This is a genomic window from Streptomyces anatolicus (assembly GCF_019400875.1).
In the GTDB taxonomy this organism is placed as follows: Bacteria; Actinomycetota; Actinomycetes; order Streptomycetales; family Streptomycetaceae; genus Streptomyces; species Streptomyces anatolicus.
Genome location: NZ_WMBF01000056.1, coordinates 1 through 22,056, shown reverse-complemented (window position 1 = coordinate 22,056; position 22,056 = coordinate 1). Strand labels below are relative to the sequence as shown.

At 69.9% G+C, this 22,056-nt stretch carries 22 protein-coding genes and 1 pseudogene; 7 read left to right on the top strand and 16 right to left on the bottom strand.

The annotated features are described in order from the left end of the window. The 4 genes from GKQ77_RS08505 to GKQ77_RS08490 all read right to left on the bottom strand — a co-directional run. Positions 1-2,168 (bottom strand): ATP-binding protein (locus tag GKQ77_RS08505; protein WP_219688089.1); only part of this gene is annotated, 2,168 nt, incomplete at its 3' end. A gap of 207 nt (positions 2,169-2,375) precedes the next feature. Continuing rightward, on the bottom strand, positions 2,376-2,699 hold the full coding sequence (locus GKQ77_RS08500; RefSeq protein ID WP_030792181.1) for an STAS domain-containing protein: 324 nt from the start codon (positions 2,697-2,699) through the stop codon (positions 2,376-2,378). 246 nt (positions 2,700-2,945) lie between these two features. Next, positions 2,946-3,794: a 3-hydroxyacyl-CoA dehydrogenase family protein gene (locus tag GKQ77_RS08495; RefSeq protein WP_219688088.1), complete on the bottom strand. Its 849-nt coding sequence runs from the start codon at positions 3,792-3,794 to the stop codon at positions 2,946-2,948. Between the two features lie 156 nt (positions 3,795-3,950). Beyond that, entirely contained in the window at positions 3,951-4,592 is a 642-nt protein-coding gene (locus tag GKQ77_RS08490) for a TetR/AcrR family transcriptional regulator (protein WP_219688087.1), read from the bottom strand. A gap of 153 nt (positions 4,593-4,745) precedes the next feature. Between GKQ77_RS08490 and GKQ77_RS08485 the strand changes: the two are divergent. Together GKQ77_RS08485 and GKQ77_RS08480 are read left to right on the top strand one after the other, a co-directional pair. Then, positions 4,746-5,447, top strand: a pseudogene (locus GKQ77_RS08485) (ATP-binding cassette domain-containing protein); the annotation flags it as partial. 18 nt (positions 5,448-5,465) lie between these two features. Beyond that, the gene (locus GKQ77_RS08480) at positions 5,466-6,221 is read left to right on the top strand and encodes an ABC transporter permease (RefSeq protein ID WP_219688085.1); all 756 of its coding nucleotides are present in this window, start codon (positions 5,466-5,468) and stop codon (positions 6,219-6,221) included. 3 nt (positions 6,222-6,224) lie between these two features. Here the strand turns inward: GKQ77_RS08480 and GKQ77_RS08475 are convergent, their stop codons facing one another. Next, positions 6,225-7,448, bottom strand: coding sequence for a phospholipase D-like domain-containing protein (locus GKQ77_RS08475; RefSeq protein WP_219688084.1), 1,224 nt, complete (start codon positions 7,446-7,448; stop codon positions 6,225-6,227). A 171-nt stretch (positions 7,449-7,619) separates the two neighbouring features. Here GKQ77_RS08475 and GKQ77_RS08470 point away from each other — a divergent pair, with 171 nt between their 5' ends. Together GKQ77_RS08470 and GKQ77_RS08465 are read left to right on the top strand one after the other, a co-directional pair. Further along, positions 7,620-7,862, top strand: a complete 243-nt coding sequence (locus GKQ77_RS08470) for a DUF6411 family protein (RefSeq protein WP_125515131.1) — start codon at positions 7,620-7,622, stop codon at positions 7,860-7,862. A 14-nt stretch (positions 7,863-7,876) separates the two neighbouring features. After that, the gene (locus GKQ77_RS08465; protein WP_219688083.1) at positions 7,877-8,449 is read left to right on the top strand and encodes a cob(I)yrinic acid a,c-diamide adenosyltransferase; all 573 of its coding nucleotides are present in this window, start codon (positions 7,877-7,879) and stop codon (positions 8,447-8,449) included. Between the two features lie 61 nt (positions 8,450-8,510). On the opposite strand, the gene GKQ77_RS08460 is transcribed toward GKQ77_RS08465, so the two are convergent. After that, on the bottom strand, positions 8,511-9,089 hold the full coding sequence (locus GKQ77_RS08460) for a hypothetical protein (RefSeq protein ID WP_219688082.1): 579 nt from the start codon (positions 9,087-9,089) through the stop codon (positions 8,511-8,513). Between the two features lie 154 nt (positions 9,090-9,243). On the opposite strand from GKQ77_RS08460, the gene GKQ77_RS08455 reads away from it, so the two are divergent. The 3 genes from GKQ77_RS08455 (at position 9,244) to GKQ77_RS08445 (ending at position 13,158) form a co-directional block, all read left to right on the top strand. Next, positions 9,244-10,446 (top strand): sensor histidine kinase, encoded by a 1,203-nt coding sequence (locus GKQ77_RS08455; RefSeq protein ID WP_219688081.1) that lies wholly within the window; start codon positions 9,244-9,246, stop codon positions 10,444-10,446. Continuing rightward, positions 10,443-11,093 carry a response regulator gene (locus GKQ77_RS08450; RefSeq protein ID WP_219688080.1) on the top strand — a complete coding sequence of 217 codons (651 nt, stop codon included), beginning with the start codon at positions 10,443-10,445 and terminating at the stop codon, positions 11,091-11,093. Before GKQ77_RS08455 ends, GKQ77_RS08450 begins: the two co-directional genes overlap by 4 nt. A gap of 250 nt (positions 11,094-11,343) precedes the next feature. After that, complete coding sequence (locus GKQ77_RS08445; RefSeq protein ID WP_308117591.1) at positions 11,344-13,158, top strand: glycosyl hydrolase family 18 protein; 1,815 nt, start codon at positions 11,344-11,346, stop codon at positions 13,156-13,158. Between the two features lie 166 nt (positions 13,159-13,324). Here GKQ77_RS08445 and GKQ77_RS08440 read toward each other — a convergent pair whose 3' ends face one another. The 10 genes from GKQ77_RS08440 to GKQ77_RS08395 all read right to left on the bottom strand — a co-directional run bounded on the left by GKQ77_RS08440 (position 13,325) and on the right by GKQ77_RS08395 (position 21,681). After that, entirely contained in the window at positions 13,325-13,774 is a 450-nt protein-coding gene (locus GKQ77_RS08440; RefSeq protein WP_055533393.1) for a DUF2550 domain-containing protein, read from the bottom strand. 144 nt (positions 13,775-13,918) lie between these two features. Beyond that, positions 13,919-14,293 (bottom strand): F0F1 ATP synthase subunit epsilon, encoded by a 375-nt coding sequence (locus GKQ77_RS08435; RefSeq protein ID WP_030792151.1) that lies wholly within the window; start codon positions 14,291-14,293, stop codon positions 13,919-13,921. Between the two features lie 131 nt (positions 14,294-14,424). Continuing rightward, on the bottom strand, positions 14,425-15,867 hold the full coding sequence (gene atpD / locus GKQ77_RS08430) for a F0F1 ATP synthase subunit beta (protein ID WP_219688078.1): 1,443 nt from the start codon (positions 15,865-15,867) through the stop codon (positions 14,425-14,427). Further along, positions 15,867-16,784: a F0F1 ATP synthase subunit gamma gene (locus tag GKQ77_RS08425; protein WP_125515124.1), complete on the bottom strand. Its 918-nt coding sequence runs from the start codon at positions 16,782-16,784 to the stop codon at positions 15,867-15,869. Before GKQ77_RS08425 ends, atpD begins: the two co-directional genes overlap by 1 nt. A gap of 21 nt (positions 16,785-16,805) precedes the next feature. Then, positions 16,806-18,395: a F0F1 ATP synthase subunit alpha gene (gene atpA / locus GKQ77_RS08420; protein WP_125515123.1), complete on the bottom strand. Its 1,590-nt coding sequence runs from the start codon at positions 18,393-18,395 to the stop codon at positions 16,806-16,808. Positions 18,396-18,506: 111 nt separating this feature from the next. Beyond that, complete coding sequence (locus tag GKQ77_RS08415) at positions 18,507-19,331, bottom strand: F0F1 ATP synthase subunit delta (RefSeq protein WP_219688077.1); 825 nt, start codon at positions 19,329-19,331, stop codon at positions 18,507-18,509. Next, complete coding sequence (locus GKQ77_RS08410; protein ID WP_125515121.1) at positions 19,328-19,873, bottom strand: F0F1 ATP synthase subunit B; 546 nt, start codon at positions 19,871-19,873, stop codon at positions 19,328-19,330. The genes GKQ77_RS08415 and GKQ77_RS08410 overlap by 4 nt, the downstream gene beginning before the upstream one ends. A gap of 41 nt (positions 19,874-19,914) precedes the next feature. Further along, positions 19,915-20,163 carry an ATP synthase subunit C-like protein gene (locus GKQ77_RS08405; protein ID WP_030792134.1) on the bottom strand — a complete coding sequence of 83 codons (249 nt, stop codon included), beginning with the start codon at positions 20,161-20,163 and terminating at the stop codon, positions 19,915-19,917. A gap of 72 nt (positions 20,164-20,235) precedes the next feature. Then, the gene (gene atpB / locus GKQ77_RS08400; protein WP_125515120.1) at positions 20,236-21,045 is read right to left on the bottom strand and encodes a F0F1 ATP synthase subunit A; all 810 of its coding nucleotides are present in this window, start codon (positions 21,043-21,045) and stop codon (positions 20,236-20,238) included. Between the two features lie 222 nt (positions 21,046-21,267). Further along, a complete protein-coding gene (locus GKQ77_RS08395; RefSeq protein WP_219688076.1) occupies positions 21,268-21,681 on the bottom strand; it encodes a Cg1360 family ATP-synthase-associated protein in 414 nt (137 codons plus the stop codon). Between the last annotated feature and the right edge of the window lie 375 nt (positions 21,682-22,056).

The following is a 22,056-nucleotide window of genomic DNA, read 5'->3' as shown; positions in this document are numbered from 1 at the left end:
CTCGCGGGCGGTTTCGGGTCGTCCGCGGTGCCGACGACACCGTCATCGCCGGGGCCGCCGGGGCGGCTCGTGGCGCCCTCCCCCGGCTCATCGGCGCCCAGGCCGCCGCCGTCGCGGTCCTCGCGCGCCGACTGCTCGGTCTTGACCCGGTCGCCCTCGGGGCGGTCGTCGGACGTGGCGCCGAGCGTGACGACCGTGCCGAGGACGGCGGCGAGCAGGGCTCCGGCGCCCGCGGCGACGAGGTTGCGCCGGGTGCCGCTGATGAGGGAGCGGCGGCTCGGCGCGGGGCGCGCACCCACGACGGGCGTGACCTGGCCGGCGACCAGGGTGTCCGGCTCGGCGGACGGTGGCCCGGGGAGCGCGAGGGCGGCGGGGACGCCTCCGGGCGGCGACGCCGATTCCTCGTGGCGCGCGCCGGGAACCTCCTCGCCCGCCGCCGTGCGCCCGCCCGGCACCGCGGCGCCCGAGCGGTCGGCGACCAGGGCGAGGGCCCTGCGCCCGGAGATCGTGCCGCGCTTGTCGGCGAGGGCGCCGCGCAGCCCTATGGAGGCCTCCAGCTCGGCGCGGGCCCGGTCGAGCTGCCCGCCGCAGAGCGCGAGGACTCCCAACTCATGGTGGAAGTACGCCTCTTCGGCGACCTCACCGGCGTTGCGTGCCGCCTCCTGGCCCGAGCGCAGGGCGCGTTCCCAGGCGCCCCAGTGCAGCCCGCCGGCGAAGGCGGGCGCGGCCGTGCGGGCGAGCAGCACCGCGGCGCCGCTCTCCGGGGCGACCAGCGCGGCGAGGGCGGCCAGCACGGCGTCCGCCTCGGCGGCGACCCGCTCCGGGGTGACCGAGGGGTGCCCGGCCCACCAGGCGTAGTGCCGGGCGGCGGTCCTGGCGTGCTCGGCGGCGTCGTCGGCGTATCCGGCGCTCTCCAGCTGCGTACGCACCCCGGCGGCGAGGCGGTAGCGGGCGCCGACGGGGGTGACAAGGGCGCAGCCGACCAGTTCGGCGAGGGCCGCGTCGGCGTGGGTCTCGCCCACCAGGGCGGGCAGATGGGCCTGGTGCGGCAGCTCGCCGCCGAGCGCGACGGCGAACTCCAGGGTGGCGCGGGCGGACGGGCTGAGCCGTGCGGCGAGCAGGGGCGCGGGCGCGGCTCCGTCGGCGAGCGAGGGCAGCGGGATCTCGGGGGCCGCGTCGGTGTCGGTGTCGAAGGGGGCGTCGACGAGGGTGTCGGCGAAGTAGCCGTACTCCTCGAAGGCGTGCGGGTCGGCGCGGAGCTGGTCGCGCTGGCGGAGCAGGGCACCGGCCTGGACGAAGCGCAGCGGCAGGCCCTCGGACTCGAACCACAGGTCGCCCGCCCAGTCGGCCTCCTCGTCGTCCAGGACGCGGCCTACGACGCGCTCAAGGAGTTCCAGGCCGCCGCCGCGGCCGAGGCCGCCGAGGGAGACCTCTTCGAGGTGGGCGTCGGCGGACGGGGCGGTGACGTCGGGCGTGGTGGCGAGGAGGAAGGCGCACTCGGGGGTGGCGTCGAGCAGTTCGTCGAGGGCCGCGCCGCCGAACTCCAGGTCGTCGAGGACGACGACGGCGCCGATGTCGTGGACGAGTTCGAGCAGCAGGGCGCGCTCGGGGCGGTACAGGGGCGCGTCGTAGACGGCGGCGCAGAGGTCGCGGAGGAGTTCGCCGGGCGTCTTGCGGTAGCCGCAGAGCCGGATGACGCCGTCGGGGGCGAGGTCCGCGCAGTCGTCGGCGACGGCGTTGAGAAGCGCTGTGCGGCCCGATCCGGCGGGTCCGGTGAGCCGTACCGAGCGGCCGCGCGCGAGGAGCCGTACGAGGCGCTCACGCTCCTCCTGGCGTTCCAGGAGCGGCAGCCCGGGCAGCGCGGGGCCCGGCGGCACGGGCGGCAGCGCGGCGCGGCGCAGCTCGGCGCGGTCGGCGGCGGTGCGCTTGGCGGGCCGTTCGGGGCGCTCGCCGGGCGGGCAGGGTTCTATCTCGCTGCCGTCGACGGGGTTGACGGTGAGCAGGAAGTCGCCCGAGACCAGCTGGACGGTGCGGGCGAGGGCGGGCGCGGGCTGCCCGAAGTCGGGCGTCAGCGGATCGCGCGGGCGCTGCGGCCGCGCCGAGCCTTCGTGATCGTCGCCACCGTGGTCGTGGCCGTACTCTTCGGGTCCCCGGTTCATCGGGTCCATGGTCCCAGCCCCCCAGATGCGTCGTGTGCAAGCCCCCTCCGGCCTTCGTGCACACTGCGCTGTCGCTTCTGGTCCGGTGCCCCCGTGCGGGTGCGTCTGGTCGGTGGGCGACCGAACCCTAGACCTTCGCCCAGTATCTATGGGAGGGCGGGGTGCCGTCCCGCCCGAGACGTCACAGTCTCGTGAGGATTGTGCGTGAGGTGCCGTTCAGGCTCTGGGGAGCGATTCGACACCGATGCCGCCCTCGATGGCGAGGATGCGGTGCAGTCTCGTCGCGACGAGCAGGCGCTGCATCTGCGGCGGCACATGGCGCAGGACGAGCCGGCGTCCGCACCGCCCGGCGCGGCGGTGCGCGCCCATGATGACGCCGAGTCCCGTGGCGTCCCACGAGTCGAGTTCGGACAGGTCGAGCACCAGGTCGCCGGCTCCGTCGTCGACGGCCGAGTGCAGGACCGTACGGGCGTCCGCCGCGCTACGTACGTCGAGGCGCCCCCCGACGACCAGCTGGGCCTGGTCGCCCCTGATGTGCATATGCGCTCCCCAAGAGTGCTGTGTCTTGCTGTGACTGGGTCTGCTGTGACCGGGTCTGCTGTGACGTCTGATCCATAAGGCGTCCGCTGATCCGTAAGGTGTCTGCGTATGTCACTGCAACTGACTGCCGCGTGGGCGAGGAAGTTGCCGTCTGTAAGCGAACCGATACCGAATTCACTCCGAGGGGTGACCCAAGGGGCGACGAATCGTCGGACGAGGCGTCAGACGGCGTACGTCAGTACCCGCTCAGTGCTTGTAGAAGCCCTGCCCGCTCTTGCGGCCGATGTCACCGGCGTCAACCATCCGGCGCATCAGCTCCGGCGGCGCGAACTTCTCGTCCTGGGACTCGGTGTAGATGTTGCTGGTGGCGTGGAGCAGGATGTCGACGCCGGTGAGGTCGGCGGTGGCGAGCGGGCCCATGGCGTGGCCGAAGCCGAGTTTGCAGGCGATGTCGATGTCCTCGGCGGTGGCGACGCCCGACTCGTAGAGCTTGGCGGCCTCGACGACGAGCGCGGAGATCAGACGGGTCGTCACAAAGCCGGCGACGTCGCGGTTGACGACGATGCAGGTCTTGCCGACGGACTCGGCGAACTCCCTGGTGCGGGCGAGGGTTTCGTCGCTGGTCTTGTAGCCGCGCACCAGTTCGCACAGCTGCATCATCGGGACCGGCGAGAAGAAGTGGGCGCCCACGACGCGCTCCGGACGCTCCGTCACGGCCGCGATCTTGGTGATCGGGATGGCGGAGGTGTTGGAGGCGAGCACGGCGTCGTCGCGCACGAGCTTGTCGAGCGTGCGGAAGATCTCGTGCTTGACCTCGAGCTTCTCGAAGACGGCCTCGACGACGATGTCGGCGTCGGCGACGGCGTCCATGTCGGTGGTCGTGGTGATGCGCCCGAGCGCGGCCTCGGCGTCGTCGGCGGCGAGCTTGCCCTTGCTGACGAACTTGTCGTACGACGCCTTGATGCCGTCGGTGCCACGGGTCAGTGCCTCGTCGGTGACGTCGCGCAGGACGACGTCCCAGCCCGCCTGGGCGGAGACCTGAGCGATACCGGACCCCATGAGTCCGGCTCCGATGACGGCGAGCTTCCGTGCCACTTTTCCGACTCCCCTACCGCTTATCACGCTTGGCTTACACGCTGTTTACGTATGCCTCTGCAGCGGACATTAGCGGCCGTGAGGGCGCCTGTGGCGGCGAAGAGATGCGCGTCACGTCTCAACTGACGGACATCACACCGATACGCCCAGTGCGCGTCACCCGGCGGCACGCGTCGCGTAGTTGAGGACCTTCTCCCCCAGGAGCGCCGCCATCTCGTCGAGCAGGACGAGCGCTTCGCGGGAGACCTCGGCGGGCTCGCGGCCCTTGACCATCTGGTCGCCGATCCAGCTCAGCAGCGTGCCGTGGAGCCAGGAGAGCTGGCCCGCGACGAGCATGGGCAGCGGGTCGCCCTCGGCGGCGCCCGTCTCCTCGGCGAGGGTCCTCGTGAGGTCGTCCAGGGCCTCCTGCTGGATCGCCCAGAGCCGGGAGCGCAGCGCGTGCGCCTCGGTGATGACCCTCATGAAGTCGGCCCAGCCGGGGAAGAGCCCGACACCCGGCGAGACGCCCTCCACGTCGGCGCGCAGTTCGCGCAGGACGGCGTCGGCGGCGGACTCGCCCGCGCGGCGGCCGCGCACGTACCGGGAGAGGCGGTCGACGACGTCGGCGCCCCGGTCGAGGAAGAGGTCCTCCTTGGCCGGGAAGTAGTTGTAGACCGTGTTCACCGAGACGTCCGCGGCCTCCGCGATCTCGGCGATGGTCACCGTGACGAAGCCGTGCTCCAGGAAGAGCCCGGTCGCGATGTCCGAGATCCGCTGTTTCGTCTGCCGTTTCTTGCGCTCCCTGAGCCCCTCAGCCATGCCCGCCAGCTTAGGCTCCCTGAAAAGTTGGGGCGATTGCAAAATTTCATGGACTCTGTTTTTGTGGTCGCCATGGCAATCATCAGCACCGCCGGGCTCGCCCGGACCTTCCAGAGCAAAACCGGGACCGTCCAGGCCGTGCGCGGCATCGACCTGACCGTCCGGCCGGGCGAGATCCTCGGCTTCCTCGGGCCGAACGGCGCGGGCAAGACCACCACGCTGCGCATGCTGACCACGCTGCTCCCGCCCACCGGCGGCGCCGCCACCGTCGCGGGTTGCGACCTGGCCAAGGACCCGGCGGGCGTCCGGCGCAAGATCGGCTATGTCGCCCAGTCCGGCGGCGTCGACCTGAGCATCTCCGTACGCGAGGAGCTGATCACCCAGGGCCGCCTCTACCGCCTGACGAAGGGCGAGGCCACCGCCCGCGCCGACGAGCTGGCGCGCGACCTCGGCCTGACCGAGCTGATGGAGCGCCCCTGCGCCGCGCTCTCCGGCGGTCAGCGGCGGCGCCTGGACATCGCACTCGGGCTCACACACCGGCCCGAGGTGCTCTTCCTGGACGAGCCGACCACCGGGCTCGACCCGGGCAGCCGCGCCGACCTGTGGCAGCTGGTGCGAAAGCTGCGCGACGAGTACGGCACCACGGTCTTCCTCACCACGCACTACCTCGACGAGGCCGACGCGCTCTCCGACCGCCTGGTCGTCGTCGACAAGGGCGTGGTGGTCGCCGAGGGCACGCCGAGCGCGCTCAAGCTCCGGTACGGCGGCTCGATCGACGCCTCACTCCAGGACACCTTCCTCGCCATCACCGGGCGCGCCCCCGCGCCCAACGACACGGCCCCCGTCGCCGTCTGACACCCCAGGACCCCACCGATGCCCGCACTGCTCTCCGACACCGCGCTCATCTTCGGGCGGTACGCCCGGCAGACCCTGCGCTCCAAGTTCCAGATCCTCTTCGGCGTCCTGACGCCCCTGCTCTACCTGCTCTTCTTCGGACCGCTCCTCACCGACCTGCCGCTCGGCTCCGAGGGCGACTCCTGGCAGGTGCTCGTGCCCGGCCTGCTGCTCCAACTCGGCCTGTTCGGCGCCACGTTCAGCGGCTTCGCGCTCATCATCGAGAAGCAGTTCGGGGTGGTGGAGCGGCTGCGGGTGACGCCCGTGAGCCGTCTCGCGCTGCTGCTCGGCCGGGTCCTGCGCGACGCCGCGCTCTTCGTCTTCCAGGCGGTACTGCTGGTGCTCGCCGCGCTGGCGATGGGGCTCAGGGCGCCGCTCGGCGGCATCCTCATCGGCTTCGCGTTCGTGGCGGTGCTGACCGCGGGCCTCGCCTCGCTGTCCTACGCGCTCGGCATGAAGGTCTCCAAGGCGCACGAGTTCGGGCCCGCGGTGAACGCCATCAGCATGCCCTCGATGCTGCTCTCCGGCCTGATGCTGCCGATGGCGCTCGCGCCCGCCTGGCTGGACGTCCTGTCGCACTTCATGCCGTTCCGCTACCTCGTCGACGCGGTGCGCGCCGGATACGTGGGCGACTACGCGAGCACGACCATGCTGTACGGCGTCCTCATGGCGCTCGCCTTCGTCCTGCTCTCCGTGACGGTGGGCACGCGCGTCTACCAGCGGGCCGGGGCGTAGGCCTCACAGGAACCGGCGGATGGGCCGGACGCTCAGCTCACTGGCCCGCTGGAGGAGGGAGCGTCTCCTCCAGCGGCCCTCCCGGATCAGCTCACTGGCCCGTACGTCGTCGTCGAAGTGCCCGTCGAGCGTCGCGGTGAACTCCTGGTCCAGGACGGCGAGCATGACCTCCTCGTCGTGGTCGAGGGAGCGCCGGTTGAAGTTGGTCGAGCCGATCAGGGCGGCGACGCCGTCGACGGTGATGACCTTGGCATGCATCATCGTCGGCTGGTACTCGTAGATCCTCACCCCGGAGCCGATGAGGTCCTCGTAGTAGTGCTGCCCGGCCAGCCGGCAGACCCGCTTGTCGGTGTGCGGCCCGGGCAGCACGATCTCCACCTCGACCCCGCGCCGCGCGGTGGCGCAGAGCAGCTCGACGAAGTACGCGTCCGGGGAGAAGTAGGCCGTGGCAAGCCGGAAGCGTTCCTCGGCGGACTCGAGCATGACGCGGATCAGGGTCTGCATGTCCTGCCAGCCGAAGCTGGCCGAGCCGCGCACCACCTGCACGACGGCGTCGCCCTGGGGGCGGTGCCTGATGAACCGGTCCTGGTCGTCGAAGAGTTCGCCGTGGCACTCGGCCCAGTTCTGCGCGAACGCCGCGGCGATGCCGTCCACCGCGGGGCCGTGCACCTCGACGTGGGTGTCGCGCCACTCGCCGGGGTTGCGGGCGTCGCCGCACCACTCCTCGGCGATGCCCACCCCGCCGGTGAAGGCGGTCTCCTCGTCGACGACGAGGACCTTGCGGTGACAGCGGTGGTTCTGCTTGAGGGGCGACAGATGCAGCGGCTTGCGGAACCACGTCACCTGCACCCCGGCCTGCTCCATCACCCGCAGCTGCTCGCCCTCGATCAGCCGGCTGCCGAAGCCGTCGAGCAGCAGCCGCACCCGCAGCCCGGCGCGCGCCCGCTCCGCGAGAGCGTCGGCGAACCGGCGGGCGATGTCGCCCTTCCAGTAGACGAAGGTCATCATGTCGACCGTGTGCTCGGCGGAGTGGATCGCGGCCAGCATGGCGGCGAATATCTCGTCGCCGTTGCGCAGGACGGTCAGCGCGTTGCCCTCGGTCGCCGCGATGCCGATCAGCCGCTCCAGACGCCGCCGTATGCGCGCGACGCGATCCGGCACCGCCGGGCCGCCGGGGGCGACGGTGGCATCCGAGGCCGGCTCGGCGGACTCCTGCGTACGGGTCATGACATTCCCTGGCCGGAACACCACGAGGAAACGTCGGGCCGCGGCGCCCGGTCCGGCACGGGCTGAGCGGCGAGCCGACTGTACCCCCGCCCCGCGAGCGGGCCGCGGGCGGCGCATGGGCCGTGGCTGCCGGGGCACACGGCAGACGTACCCGTCCCCAAGGAGCCCGTCATGATGGTTGTCGGTATCGTCGCCGTCTGCGTCGTCCTGGCCGTCCTCGCCTTCCTCGTCCCCCGCCTCTCCCGGCACCCCGAACGCGGCACCCAGCGCACCCTGGGAGCCGGTTCGCGCGCCGGCGGCAAGGCCCCCGGCATCCTGGGCCGGATCTTCAGCAAGCCCTTCCGCAGCAGCTCCAAGGCGGTGGGCCACAGCGGCTCCGCCGGCCGCCGCGCCCGGGGCCGCATGCCCTTCTGACTACGCTGGCCCGCATGGTCAATCTGACGCGCATCTACACCAGGACCGGCGACCAGGGCACCACAGCCCTCGGTGACATGAGCCGCACCGCCAAGACCGACCCGCGGATCGGGGCGTACGCCGACGCCAACGAGGCCAACGCGGCCATCGGCACGGCGATCGCGCTCGGGCGGCTAGACGAGGAGGTGGTGAAGGTCCTCGTACGGGTCCAGAACGACCTCTTCGACGTGGGCGCCGACCTGTCCACGCCGGTCGTCGAGGACCCGGAGTATCCGCCGCTGCGCGTCGAGCAGAGCTACATCGACAAGCTGGAGGCCGACTGCGACCGCTTCCTCGAGGAGCTGGAGAAGCTGCGCAGCTTCATCCTGCCGGGCGGCACGCCGGGCGCCGCGCTGCTGCACCAGGCGTGCACGGTGGTGCGGCGGGCCGAGCGGTCCACGTGGGCGGCGTTCGAGACCCACGGCGACACCATGAACCCGCTGACCGCCACCTACCTCAACCGCCTCTCCGACCTCCTGTTCATCCTGGCCCGCACGGCCAACAAGGAGCTGGGGGACGTGCTGTGGGTGCCGGGCGGCGAGCGCTAGCCCTACGTACTTCCCGGCAGTCCCGTCAGTCCCGGAAGTCCCGTCAGTCCCAGCACCCCCGTCAGGCTTTCGTGAGGGGCCGGTCGCCGTCCCGCTCCCCCGGCGCCGGGGCGGGCGCCCGCCTCGGGAAGACCGCGTAGCTCAGCGCGACCAGGCCGTGGATGCCCGCCGTCCGCCAGGCCGTGTGCATCCACGCCTCCAGCGACGAGGTGCGGCCCGGGTCGTCGACGTACCACATGGCGAGCAGCAGCAGCCCGGTCGCGACCGCCGCCGCGACGACGGTGCCGAGCCAGATCCTGGCCTCGTGCAGGGCGCGGGCCATGCCGTAGCGCGGCGGGCGCGGCAGCGGCGTGCCGTGGAAGCGGTGCGCCGCGTGACCGTCGAGCCACTTCACCGTGCGGTGGCCGTGCCCGACGGTGTAGCCGATGTAGACCGCGGCGAGGCCGTGCTTCCAGCTCGGGTCGGCGCCGTTCCTCAGGTCGACGGCGGTCACGACGAGCAGCAGTACTTCCAGCAGCGGCTCGCAGAGCAGGATCGCGACGCCGAGGCGCGGCATCCGCAGCAGATAGCGGGCGGCGAGGCCCGCGGCCAGCAGCACCCAGAAGCCGACCTCGCAGATGATGATCAGCGTGACGATCACGGCTTGCTCCTCTCGGTCACCCCTCAAGGCTCCCGCCGGACCGGGCGCGGATCGTCGTCGTCAGTGACGAAGTGGCACTGCATCCTTCGATGTAGCGGGCGGTTCCTCCCGGGGGATCACGCGTGGCGCCGCCCCGCCGTGTTGGATGGAGGGCATGGCCCTGTCCCTCCCCCGCCCCCAGCGCGTCGACGTACGCATCGCCGTGGGCAGCCTGCTGTGCGGGCTCGTGCTGTGGGCGCTCGGGCTGCACTCACAGATCGGCAGACCGCTCGGCATCCACTGGGCGCTGGTCCCCATGGCCACCCTCGTCGGCATGGAGCTGCTGCGCAGCAGCAGACCGCAGTTGGCCCTGGCCGTCGGCACCCTCGCCGTGGTGGCCGACCAGTTCACCGCGGGCAACCTCGCGTCGATCCTGATGTTCACCGACGTGGTGTACGCGGCCGTGGTGTACGGCACCCCGGCCGCCGCCCGGCGCATCCCGGTCACCACGGGTCTGGTGACGGTGGCGGTCACCGTCGGGTTCCTCGCGTGGTTCCGGGAGCCGGAGGCGGTCCTGATCGGCGTCGTCACCGCCGCGATCTCCTTCGCGCCCGCCACCACCGGCGTCCTGGTGCGCAACCACCGCGAGGCGACCGCCGCGGCGAAGCTGCGGGCCGAGCAGACCGCGCTGCTCGCCGAGATGGACCGGGTCCAGGCCGTCACCGCCGAGCGCGCCAGGATGGCCCGCGAGCTGCACGACATGGTCGCCAACCACCTCTCCGCGATCGCCATCCACTCCACGGCCGCGCTCTCCCTGGACGACCCGAAGACCAGCAAGGACGCCCTCGCCGTCATCCGGGAGAACAGCGTCGAGGGGCTGGCCGAGATGCGCCGCCTCATCGGCATCCTGCGCGACGACAGCGGCGACCTGGAGCCGGCCGCGGCCCCCACCCTCGACGGTCTCGGCGCCCTGCTCGCGGGCGCCCGCAGGGACGGCCTGGACATCACGCTCGAAGACGCCCGCGACCCGCAGGGCCCGAAGCTGCCCGCGCCGGTCGAGCTCGCGGCGTACCGCATCGTCCAGGAGTCCTTGACCAATGCCCTCAAGCACGCCTCACCGGGCCGCGTCACCGTCTCGCTCGTCCAGGCGCCCCGCTCCCTGACCGTCCGCGTCACCAGCCCTTATGGTGATCCAACGGGGCCCCGCGCGCCCGGCTCGGGAGCCGGTCTCGTCGGCATGCGCGAGCGCACCGAACTACTCGGCGGCACCTTCGAGGCGGGCCCCGAGGCCGGTCCCGTGACCGAGGGCGGCGGCAAGATCTGGGCCGTCTCCGTGACCCTGCCGATCGACCCCGCGGACGAAGGAGCCAAGGAATGATCCGGGTGCTAGTCGCCGAGGACCAGTCGGCCGTACGGGCAGGACTCGTCCTGATCCTGCGCAGCGCGGCCGATATCGAGGTGGTCGGCGAGGCGGCGGACGGCGAGCAGGCCGTGGCGCTCGCCCGTGAACTCCGTCCCGACCTGGTCCTGATGGACATCCAGATGCCGCGCCTCGACGGGGTGTCGGCAACGCGCCAGGTCGTCTCCGAGCAGCTCGCGGACGTCCTCGTCCTGACCACCTTCGATCTCGACGAGTACGTCTTCGGGGCGCTGCGGGCGGGCGCCTCGGGGTTCCTCCTGAAGAACACCGAGGCGAAGGATCTGCTGGAAGGCGTCCGTACGGTCGCGCGCGGCGAGGGCCTGATCGCCCCGGCCGTCACCCGCCGTCTGATCGCCGAGTTCGCGGCCCCGCCGAAGGCCGTACGCAGGGAGAACGGGCCGGACCCGGCCGTCCTGGAGAGCCTGACGCGGCGCGAGCGCGAGGTCCTGTCCTGCATCGGTGAGGGCCTGTCGAACGCGGAGATCGCGGCCCGTCTCTCCATGGCGGAGGCGACGGTGAAGACGCACGTGAGCCGGATGCTCGCCAAGCTCGAGCTGCGCAGCCGGGTCCAAGCGGCTGTCCTGGCACAGGAGTTGGGTGTCTGAAAGTGACCCGTCGGCGCCCGGCCCGCGCGGCGCCGAGGTAATCCGGTCAGTGGTTCAACCTCTTGACCGTTGGTCCAGACCTTTCTATTCTCACCGCACTGCGGTGAGCACTCCCCACGTGTTTGCGTGCTCACGGGCGGCGCAGGGTCCCACCCCGAACCCCCGGATCTCACCCGAGGAGCACCTCGTGCGCTTCACACAGAGCACCACGGGCAGCACAGGCCCAAGACTCAGATTCAGGCACCGAGCAGTGGCAGGAGTGACCACGCTGCTGCTCCCGATCGCCACCCTGGTCGCCCTCGGTGCTCCCGCCGAGGCGGCCCCCGACGCCGCCCCCGAGGCCACCGCCACCTACGCCAAGACCCAGGACTGGGGCAACGGCTTCGAGGGCAAGTGGACCATCAAGAACACCGGCACCACCACGCTCAGCTCCTGGAACGTCCAGTGGGACTTCCCCGCCGACACCAAGGTGACCTCGGCCTGGGACGCCACCGTCACCAACTCGGGCACCCGCTGGACCGGCAAGAACCTCTCCTGGAACGGGACGCTCGCCCCCGGCGCCTCGGTCTCCTTCGGCTTCAACGGCACGGGCCCCGGCGCCCCCTCCAAGTGCACGCTCAACGGCGGCAGTTGTGACGGCGGCAGCGTCCCCGGCGACAACCCGCCGAGCGCCCCGGGCACCCCGACCGCGTCCGGCGTCACCGACACCTCGGTGAAGCTCGACTGGAAGGCCGCCACCGACGACAAGGGCGTCAAGAACTACGACGTCCTGCGCGACGGCGCCAAGGTCGGCACGGTGACGGGCACCTCGTACAGCGACAGCGGCCTGACCGCGGGCACGGACTACTCGTACACCGTCCAGGCCCGCGACACCGCCGACCAGACCGGCCCCGCCAGCGGCGCCGTCAAGGTCCGCACCACCGGCGGCGGCGACCCGGGCCCCGGCCCCGGCGACAAGGTCAAGCTCGGCTACTTCACCGAGTGGGGCGTCTACCAGCGCAACTACCACGCGAAGAACATCGCGACCTCCGGCTCGGCCGCCAAGATCACGCACATCAACTACAGCTTCGGCAATGTCCAGAACGGCAAGTGCACCATGGGCGACGCCTACGCGGCGACCGACAAGGCGTACACGGCCGACCAGTCGGTGGACGGCGTGGCCGACACCTGGGACCAGCCTCTGCGAGGCAACTTCAACCAGCTGCGCAAGCTGAAGGCCAAGTACCCGCACATCAAGATCCTCTGGTCCTTCGGCGGCTGGACCTGGTCCGGCGGCTTCACCGACGCCATGAAGAACCCGGCGGCCTTCGCCAAGTCCTGCCACGACCTGGTCGAGGACCCGCGCTGGGCCGACGTCTTCGACGGCGTCGACCTGGACTGGGAGTACCCGAACGCCTGCGGTCTGACCTGCGACACCTCGGGCCCGGCAGTCTTCAGGACGATGATGCAGGCGTTCCGCAACGAGTTCGGCGCCAAGAACCTCGTCACCGCCGCGATCACCGCGGACGGCTCCAACGGCGGCAAGATCGACGCCGCGGACTACGGGGGCGCGGCGCAGTACGCCGACTGGTACAACGTGATGACGTACGACTTCTTCGGCGCGTGGGCGGCGAAGGGTCCGACCGCGCCGCACTCGCCGCTCACCTCCTACGCCGGTATCCCGCAGGAGGGCTTCAACTCGGCCGCCGCGATCGCCAAGCTGAAGGCGAAGGGCGTGCCCTCCGCCAAGCTGCTGCTCGGGATCGGCTTCTACGGGCGCGGGTGGACCGGTGTCACCCAGAAGGAGCCGGGGGGCTCCGCGACGGGTGCGGCGCCGGGCACGTATGAGGCGGGCATCGAGGACTACAAGGTGCTGAAGAACTCCTGTCCCTCCAATGGGACCGTCGCCGGTACGGCGTACGCCCACTGCGGCAGCAACTGGTGGTCGTACGACACCCCGGAGACCGTTCGCTCCAAGATGGCCTGGGCCAAGCAGCAGGGCCTCGGAGGCGCGTTCTTCTGGGAGTTCAGTGGGGACACCAGCAACGGTGAGTTGGTGAGTGCCATCAATGACGGACTGAAGTAGTCCGTCCCCCCATGGACGAAGCCGGGAAGATGGGATCGCCCCCCATCTTCCCGGCTTCTTTATGTCTGCGGGTTGTGTGTGGCTGGTCGCGCCGTTCCCCGCGCCCCTACGGGGCGCTCCTTACGGGGCGCCTCTTACGGGGCGCCTCTTACGGGGCTTGTAAGCGCTACGCCACATTCACCCGTTGGCCGGGGGGCGCTGCCTCCAGCCAGGCCAGGAAGCCTGTCAGGGCGTCCTCGCTCATCGCCAGTTCCAGGCGGACGCCACGGTGCAGGCAGCCCAGGACTATGGCGTCGGAGAGCAGCGCGAGCTCCTCCTCGCCGTCCGGGGCGCGGCGGTCGACGACCTCGATCGCCGAGCGTTCCAGGACGCGGCGCGGGCGGGGAGCGTAGGAGAAGACGCGGTACCACTCGACGCGGTCGCCGTTGTAGCGGGCGACCCCGTACCCCCAGCCCTTGCCGGAGGTGTCGCCCTTCTCGGGGGCGTCCCAGCGCAGGGAGCAGTCGAACGTACCGCCGGAACGCTGGATCAGCCGGCGGCGCAGTCCGAAGACGAAGAGCCCCACCAGAACCAGCGCGATCAAAGCAAGTCCGCACACGAGCAGAGTGAGGATCATCGGCACCGACCTCCTCGCCTCTACTGTCGGTCAACCGACCGACAACGGACCAATACATTGCACCCGCATTGCCTCAGCCGCGACCCGGTCCGGAGTCTTCCCGGACCTGGCCGCGGCTGAGTCACGTTACGCCGCGCGCTGGGGTCAGCGCGCCGCCACCGCACGCAGTCGGACGTCGGCGCGCCGCTCGGCGGAGGCGTCGGCCTCCGACTTCGCGCGCTCCAGCGCCCGCTCCGCACGCTGGACGTCGATCTCGTCGGACAGCTCCGCGATCTCGGCCAGCAGCGACAGCTTGTCGTCCGCGAAGGAGATGAATCCCCCGTGGACAGCGGCGACGACCGTGCCGCCATCGCTCGTACGAATGGTCACCGGGCCCGACTCCAGCACACCGAGCAGCGGCTGGTGACCGGGCATGACGCCGATGTCGCCGGACGTGGTGCGCGCGACGACCAGGGTGGCCTCGCCGGACCAGACACTGCGGTCCGCGGCGACCAGCTCGACATGCAGCTCAGCAGCCAAGGGTGGCTCCTCGGGTCACCACCCGGCGGCTTCGCCGGGTGTTGGGTCAAATTCTAGTGGGCGTACGGAGAAGGGCGGGACACTGCCCCCGCGGGTGTGACCCGCCCCTCTCCGGAGTTGAGCTGCGCGGCTCAGGAGACGCCGAGCTCCTTGGCGTTCTTCTTGAGGTCCTCGAGACCACCGCACATGAAGAAGGCCTGCTCGGGGAAGTGGTCGTACTCGCCGTCGCAGATCGCGTTGAAGGCCGCGATCGACTCGTCGAGGGACACGTCCGAGCCGTCCACGCCGGTGAACTGCTTGGCGGCGTGCGTGTTCTGCGACAGGAAGCGCTCCACGCGACGGGCACGGGCGACGACGAGCTTGTCCTCTTCGCTCAGCTCGTCGATGCCGAGGATCGCGATGATGTCCTGGAGGTCCTTGTACTTCTGCAGGATCCCCTTGACGCGCATCGCGGCCTCGTAGTGGTCCTGCGCGATGTAGCGCGGGTCCAGGATGCGGGACGTGGAGTCCAGCGGGTCCACGGCCGGGTAGATGCCCTTCTCCGAGATCGGACGGGAGAGAACCGTCGTCGCGTCGAGGTGGGCGAAGGTGGTGGCCGGGGCCGGGTCGGTCAGGTCGTCCGCGGGGACGTAGATCGCCTGCATCGAGGTGATCGAGTGACCACGGGTCGAGGTGATGCGCTCCTGGAGGAGACCCATCTCGTCGGCCAGGTTCGGCTGGTAACCCACCGCGGAGGGCATGCGGCCGAGCAGGGTCGAGACCTCGGAACCGGCCTGCGTGAAGCGGAAGATGTTGTCGATGAAGAACAGCACGTCCTGCTTCTGCACATCGCGGAAGTACTCCGCCATGGTCAGACCGGCCAGGGCGACGCGCAGACGCGTGCCCGGCGGCTCGTCCATCTGGCCGAAGACCAGCGCGGTCTTGTCGAGAACGCCGGCCTCCTCCATCTCGACCATGAGGTCGTTGCCCTCACGGGTGCGCTCGCCGACACCGGCGAAGACGGAGACACCGTCGTGCAGCTTGGCCACACGGACGATCATTTCCTGGATCAGAACGGTCTTGCCGACACCGGCACCACCGAACAGACCGATCTTTCCACCCTTGACGTACGGGGTGAGAAGGTCGACGACCTTCAGGCCGGTCTCGAACATCTCGGTCTTGGACTCGAGCTGGTCGAAGGCCGGGGCCTTGCGGTGGATCGTCCAGCGCTCGGCGTCCGCGACGGTCGAGGCGTCGTCGTTCAGGACCTCACCGAGGGTGTTGAACACACGGCCCTTGGTGACGTCACCGACCGGCACCGAGATGCCCTTGCCGGTGTTGGTGACCGGGGCCTGGCGGACCAGGCCGTCGGTGGGCTGCATCGAGATGGAGCGGACCACGCCGTCACCCAGGTGCTGGGCGACCTCGAGGGTCAGCGTCTTGCGGCCGCCCGCGGTCTCCGGGTCGTCGACCTGGACGTGGAGGGCGTTGTAGATCTCCGGCATCGCGTCGACGGGGAACTCCACGTCGACGACCGGGCCGATCACCCGGGCGACGCGGCCCGTGGCAACGGCCGTCTCAACAGTGGTCGTCATTACTTGTCACTCCCCGCGGTCGCGTCGGCCAGCGCTGCTGTGCCGCCGACGATCTCGCTGATTTCCTGGGTGATTTCGGCCTGGCGGGCCGCGTTGGCAAGCCGGGAGAGGCTGTTGATCAGATCCCCGGCGTTGTCGGTCGCCGACTTCATCGCGCGGCGCGTGGCGGCGTGCTTGGAGGCAGCCGACTGGAGCAGCGCGTTGTAGATACGGCTCTCGACGTACCGCGGCAGCAGGGCGTCGAGGACGTCCTCCGCCGACGGCTCGAAGTCGTACAGCGGAAGGATCTCGCCCTTGGCGGGCTTCTCCTCCGCGACCTCTTCGAGGCTGAGCGGCAGCAGGCGGCCGTCGATGGCCGTCTGCGTCATCATCGAGACGAACTCGGTGTAGACGATGTGGAGCTCGTCCACGCCGCCCTCCGCCGTCTCCTTCTCGATCGCCTCGATCAGCGGCGCCGCGACCTTCTTGGCATCCGCGTACGTGGGCTCATCGGTGAAGCCCGACCACGACTCCACGACCTTGCGCTCGCGGAAGTTGTAGTGGGACAGACCGCGGCGGCCGACGATGTACGTGTCGACCTCCTTGCCCTCGGCCTCGAGGCGCGCGGTCAGCTGCTCCGCGGCCTTGATGGCGTTCGAGTTGAAGGCGCCGGCCAGACCGCGGTCGCTCGTGAGGAGCAGAACCGCGGTACGGGTCGGCGTCTCGGCCTCGGTCGTCAGCGGGTGCTTCGTGTTCGACCCAGTGCCGACCGCCGTGACCGCGCGGGTGAGCTCGGTCGCGTACGGCGTGGAGGCCGCCACCTTGCGCTGCGCCTTGACGACGCGCGAGGCGGCGATCATCTCCATCGCCTTGGTGATCTTCTTGGTCGCGGTGACGGATCGGATGCGACGCTTGTAGACCCGGAGCTGAGCTCCCATGAGTCAGGTCCCTTCCTTACGTCACTTGGCGGCGGCCGGAGCGTCCTCGCCGAGAAGCTTCCCGTCCGAGGTCTCGAACTGCTTCTTGAACTCCACGATGGCGTCGCCGACGGCCTGGAGGGTGTCGTCCGACATCTTGCCGCCCTCCTTGATGGAGGTCATGAGGCCCTGCTCCTTGCGGTGCAGGTACTCCAGGAGCTCCTTCTCGAAGCGGCGGATGTCGCCCACCGGCACGTCGTCCATGCGACCGGTGGTACCGGCCCACACGGAGACGACCTGGTCCTCGGTCGCCATCGGCTCGTACTGCGGCTGCTTGAGCAGTTCGACCATGCGCTGGCCGCGCTCGAGCTGCGCCTTCGACGCGGCGTCCAGGTCGGAACCGAAGGCGGCGAACGCCTCCAGCTCACGGAACTGGGCGAGGTCCACGCGCAGCCGGCCGGAGACCTGCTTCATCGCCTTGTGCTGCGCGGAACCACCGACGCGGGAGACGGAGATACCGACGTTCAGCGCGGGGCGCTGACCGGCGTTGAAGAGGTCCGACTCCAGGAAGCACTGGCCGTCGGTGATGGAGATGACGTTGGTCGGGATGAACGCCGACACGTCGTTCGCCTTGGTCTCGACGATCGGCAGACCCGTCATCGAGCCCTTGCCCAGCTCGTCGGAGAGCTTCGCGCAGCGCTCCAGCAGACGCGAGTGCAGGTAGAAGACGTCACCCGGGTAGGCCTCGCGCCCCGGCGGGCGGCGCAGCAGCAGGGACACGGCGCGGTAGGCGTCGGCCTGCTTCGAGAGGTCGTCGAAGACGATGAGGACGTGCTTGCCCTCGTACATCCAGTGCTGGCCGATGGCCGAGCCGGTGTACGGCGCCAGGTACTTGAAGCCGGCCGGGTCGGACGCCGGGGCGGCGACGATGGTCGTGTACTCGAGCGCGCCGGCCTCTTCGAGGGCACCGCGCACGGAGGCGATGGTGGAGCCCTTCTGACCGATGGCGACGTAGATGCAGCGCACCTGCTTGTTCACGTCGCCCGTGCGCCAGTTGTCACGCTGGTTGATGATCGTGTCGACGGCCAGGGCGGTCTTGCCGGTCTGGCGGTCGCCGATGATCAGCTGACGCTGACCACGGCCGATCGGGGTCATCGCGTCGACGGCCTTGTAGCCGGTCTCCATCGGCTCGTGCACCGACTTACGGGCCATGACGCCCGGTGCCTGCAGCTCGAGGGCGCGACGTCCGCTGGTCTCGATCTCGCCGAGGCCGTCGATCGGGTTGCCGAGCGGGTCGACGACGCGGCCGAGGTAACCCTCGCCCACGGCGACGGAGAGCACCTCACCGGTGCGCTGCACCGGCTGGCCCTCCTCGATACCGCTGAACTCGCCGAGGACGACGGCGCCGATCTCGCGCTCTTCCAGGTTCAGCGCGAGACCGAGGGTGCCGTCCTCGAACTTCAGCAGCTCGTTCGCCATCGCCGAGGGGAGGCCCTCGACCTTGGCAATACCGTCGCCGGCGACGGTGACCGTACCGACCTCCTCGCGCGAGGCCGCGTCCGGCTTGTACGCCTGGACAAAGTTCTCCAGCGCGTCCCGGATCTCCTCCGGCCGGATCGTGAGCTCCGCCATCTGGGTTCCCTGCTCTCCTTGTTGGGCCCGAAGTTTTCTTGGGGGGTCTGGGGTCAGCCCCCAGGAATCCTCTGCACGGCCCAACTAGGGCCGTATTTCGTGCGTGTTGAGTTACTGGCCGGCCACGCGGCGGCCGGCTTCCTCGATGCGGTCCGCGATGCTGCCGTTGATGACCTCGTCGCCCACCTGGACGGTGATCCCGCCGAGGACCTCGGGGTCCACGTCGAGGTTGAGGTGCATCGGGCGTCCGTACACCTTGACCAGGGCGGCGCCGAGACGCTGCTTCTGCTGGTCCGAGAGCGGAACAGCCGAAGTCACGACGGCCACCATGCGGTCGCGTCGGTCCGCGGCCAGCTTGGAGAGGGACTCGATGCCCTCTTCCAGGCTACGTCCGCGCGGCGCGGTCACAAGGCGCTCGACGAGCCGCTCCGTCACGTCCTCGGCGCGACCGCCGAGCAGGCTGCGCAGCAGCTCGCTCTTGGCCGTGCCCGTGGCGGCGCGGTCGGTGAGCGCCGCCCGCAGCTGGGTGCTCGACGCGACGATCCGGCCGAACCGGAAGAGCTCGTCCTCGACGTTGTCCAGCGCACCGGCCTGCTGCGCGCCGGTCAGGTCGGCGAGGTTGGCGAGCTCCTCCAGGGAGTCCACCAGGTCACGCGACTGCGACCAGCGCGAGCGCACCATGCCGGCCACCAGGTCGGCGGTCTCGCCGCCCACCTGGCCGCCGAGCAGACGCCCGGCCAGCTCGGCCTTGGCCTCACCGGACTGCGCCGGGTCGGTCAGGACCCGACGCAGCGAGACCTCGCGGGCGAAGAGCGCGGTGACCGCGGCCAGCTCGTCCGCGAGCCGCTTGGCGTCGACCGACGTGTTGTCGGTCAGCGCGTCCAGACGCTCGCGCGCGGCGGCCCGAGCCTCGCGGCTGGCTCCGTGCGCTGTCATCGAGCCGCCTCGGCCTTCTCCTCGAGCTCGTCGAGGAAGCGGTCGATGGTGCGGCTCTGCCGGGCGTGGTCCTCAAGGGACTCGCCGACGAGCTTGCCGGCCAGGGCGGTGGCGAGGTGGCCCACGTCCTGACGCAGCGACTGCGCGGCGGCCTTGCGGTCGGCCTCGATCTGGGCGTGGCCTGCGGCGACGATCTCCTCGCGCTGACGCTGGCCCTCGGCCCGCATCTCGGCGATGAGCTGAGCACCCTGCTCCTGCGCCTCCTGGCGCAGTCGCGCGGCCTCGTGCCGGGCCTCGGCGAGCTGAGCCTTGTACTGCTCAAGCACGCTCTGGGCCTCGGTCTGCGCGGCCTCGGCCTTTTCGATGCCGCCTTCGATCGCTTCGCGGCGCTCTTCCAGAACCTTGTTGATGTTCGGGAGGAACTTCTTGGCGAAGAAGCCGAAGACGATGACGAACGCGATGAGGCCGATGACGAGCTCAGGGATCTCCGGAATCAGAGGGTTTTGAGGCTCCTCCGACGCCAGCTGTACCAGAGAGATCACATCAGTGCCTTCCGTTGAAGTTTCTCGTCAACGAGACCGGATCAGGAAGGAACCGGGTAAACGAAGCCCATGACCAGACCGATGAGCGCCAGGGCCTCACAGAGCACGAAGCCGAGGATCTGGTTCTGGCGGATGAGGCCGGCGGCCTCGGGCTGACGGGCGAGGGCCTGCGTACCGTTACCGAAGATGACGCCGACGCCGATGCCGGGGCCGATCGCGGCGAGGCCGTAGCCGATCGCACCGAAGTTGCCCTGGATGTTGACCGCGGCGAGGGTCTCGAGAGCGGACATGCCGTAACTTCCTTCTTTTTACGGGCCGGTGGGGGTTGGCCACCGGATGTATCGGGGGGAGGAGAGGCGTACTCAGTGGTGCTCGGCGAGCGCGCCCTGGATGTAGCTGGAGGCAAGCAGGATGAAGACGTACGCCTGCAGCGCCTGGATGAACAGCTCGAAGATCGTCATCACGATGACCATGACGAACGAGACGCCCGCGTAGGCGATGCCGATGCCGTTCAGCAGGTACCAGCTCGCGATGGTGAAGATCACCAGCAGGACGTGGCCCGCGAACATGTTGGCGAAGAGCCGCACCGCGTGGGTGAAGGGCCGGATGATCATGTTCGAGAGGAACTCGAAGAACATGACCATCGGGAAGACCGGGCCGAGCGAACGGTCGTAGCCGGTGATGTTCTTCCAGCCACCGATGAAGCCGTGCCTCTTGAAGGTCACGCTCACCCAGAGGATGTAGACGATCGCCGCGAGGCCCGCCGGAAGGGCGATGACCGAGGTCACCGGGAACTGGGCGAGCGGAACGATCGACCAGATGTTCATGATCCAGATGAAGAAGAACAACGAGACCATCAGAGGGACGTACTTCTCGCCCTCCTTCTTGCCGAGCGTCTCGTAGACGACCCCACGGCGCACGAAGTCGTATCCGATCTCGCCGATCATCTGGAGCTTGCCAGGGATCAGCTTGGGCTTATTGAAAGCCGCCCAGAAGAAACCGATGACGACGACCGAACTCACCAGAGCCAGCAGCATCGGCTTGTTGAACTCAAAGCCGCCAACGGTGAAAATCGGCTCGAAGAGGAAGGAGTGCAGGCCGGGGGTCGGGAAACCGCACCCTTCAAAAATATGGCAATCGGTCTCGAAGGCGAGCGTCTGGGCGTTACTCACCGCGAGCTCCTTCAGCGTGGCGCATGGGTACGGCAACCTCGATGTGTCGGCGCGGCATACGACCGCGGAGCGGCACTGGACTGGACTTGCGGATTTGGGGGCGGCGGCTGGGCTCCGAGCCGTAAGGCTTCACAGGCACGGCCGCCTCCCGCGCCAGCTCTGCCGCAGTTGTGGCGAGACCATAGCAAATGAGCGGAGGCCTTCTTACGCTGCCCCTACACCTCACGATTGCGGCCGGGCGGATTCCGGCTCCACGTAGAGGACCTTGGCCTTCATATGGGAGCGCACCTGCGCCGCCATCCACACCAAAGTGGCGGCGAGCAGCGTGAACGCGAAGCACTTGTGGTTGAAGGCCGACGTACCGCGCAGCGCGGTGAGGGCGACCATCAGCACCAAAATCTGGACGGTGTAGACCAGCAGACCCATCATCTGGAACAGATGGGGGAAGGAACGCGCACCTCGCTGCAGGGCCACAAGGCCACCGCCCATGAACAACAGGACGACCAGTGCGCCGAAGGCGGCACCGAGCGCACCCTTGCCGCCGGCTACGGCGGCGCTGACCGCGATCCCCGCCGCACCCGCGGCAGCGGTGGGCAGGGCACAGTGCAGGAGTGTGCGGGCGTCGTTGGACTGCATGGCGGCAGCTCCTCCGGCGGAATTTGGGGACGTGGCATTGCGATCGTCGAGCGAAGGTCGAGCGAAGGCCTTGGCCCGGACACGTAGAGGCGCACCTCACCAGGGCGGCCGGTCTCGTCGGGGCCGCCCCAATATATCTCGGGTTCTCGTGAACCGTATCACAAACTATTTGATGCAGTCTTTACCTGAAAGTGTGCTCACCATCACACGATCGGGCCTCCGACCGTGTTTCGCGAGGCACCCCGACGCGTCCGGGTGGTAGTCGCGTCTAGTCGCGCTCATGCGACCGTACACGGGGCCTCTCGGAGACCGCGGTACTGCCGTGCAGCTTCACCGCGCTCAGCTCGCGCACCGGGGCGACGGGCGCGGTGAAGC

Coding starts and splice junctions, on each gene's coding strand:
- GKQ77_RS08500 (WP_030792181.1), bottom strand. CDS start 2,699: ATGCACATCAGGGGCGACCAGGCCCAGCTGGTCGTCGGGGGGCGCCTC.
- GKQ77_RS08490 (WP_219688087.1), bottom strand. CDS start 4,592: ATGGCTGAGGGGCTCAGGGAGCGCAAGAAACGGCAGACGAAACAGCGG.
- GKQ77_RS08480 (WP_219688085.1), top strand. CDS start 5,466: ATGCCCGCACTGCTCTCCGACACCGCGCTCATCTTCGGGCGGTACGCC.
- GKQ77_RS08475 (WP_219688084.1), bottom strand. CDS start 7,448: ATGACCCGTACGCAGGAGTCCGCCGAGCCGGCCTCGGATGCCACCGTC.
- GKQ77_RS08470 (WP_125515131.1), top strand. CDS start 7,620: ATGATGGTTGTCGGTATCGTCGCCGTCTGCGTCGTCCTGGCCGTCCTC.
- GKQ77_RS08465 (WP_219688083.1), top strand. CDS start 7,877: ATGGTCAATCTGACGCGCATCTACACCAGGACCGGCGACCAGGGCACC.
- GKQ77_RS08455 (WP_219688081.1), top strand. CDS start 9,244: ATGGCCCTGTCCCTCCCCCGCCCCCAGCGCGTCGACGTACGCATCGCC.
- GKQ77_RS08450 (WP_219688080.1), top strand. CDS start 10,443: ATGATCCGGGTGCTAGTCGCCGAGGACCAGTCGGCCGTACGGGCAGGA.
- GKQ77_RS08440 (WP_055533393.1), bottom strand. CDS start 13,774: ATGATCCTCACTCTGCTCGTGTGCGGACTTGCTTTGATCGCGCTGGTT.
- atpD (WP_219688078.1), bottom strand. CDS start 15,867: ATGACGACCACTGTTGAGACGGCCGTTGCCACGGGCCGCGTCGCCCGG.
- GKQ77_RS08425 (WP_125515124.1), bottom strand. CDS start 16,784: ATGGGAGCTCAGCTCCGGGTCTACAAGCGTCGCATCCGATCCGTCACC.
- atpA (WP_125515123.1), bottom strand. CDS start 18,395: ATGGCGGAGCTCACGATCCGGCCGGAGGAGATCCGGGACGCGCTGGAG.
- GKQ77_RS08415 (WP_219688077.1), bottom strand. CDS start 19,331: ATGACAGCGCACGGAGCCAGCCGCGAGGCTCGGGCCGCCGCGCGCGAG.
- GKQ77_RS08405 (WP_030792134.1), bottom strand. CDS start 20,163: ATGTCCGCTCTCGAGACCCTCGCCGCGGTCAACATCCAGGGCAACTTC.
- GKQ77_RS08395 (WP_219688076.1), bottom strand. CDS start 21,681: ATGCAGTCCAACGACGCCCGCACACTCCTGCACTGTGCCCTGCCCACC.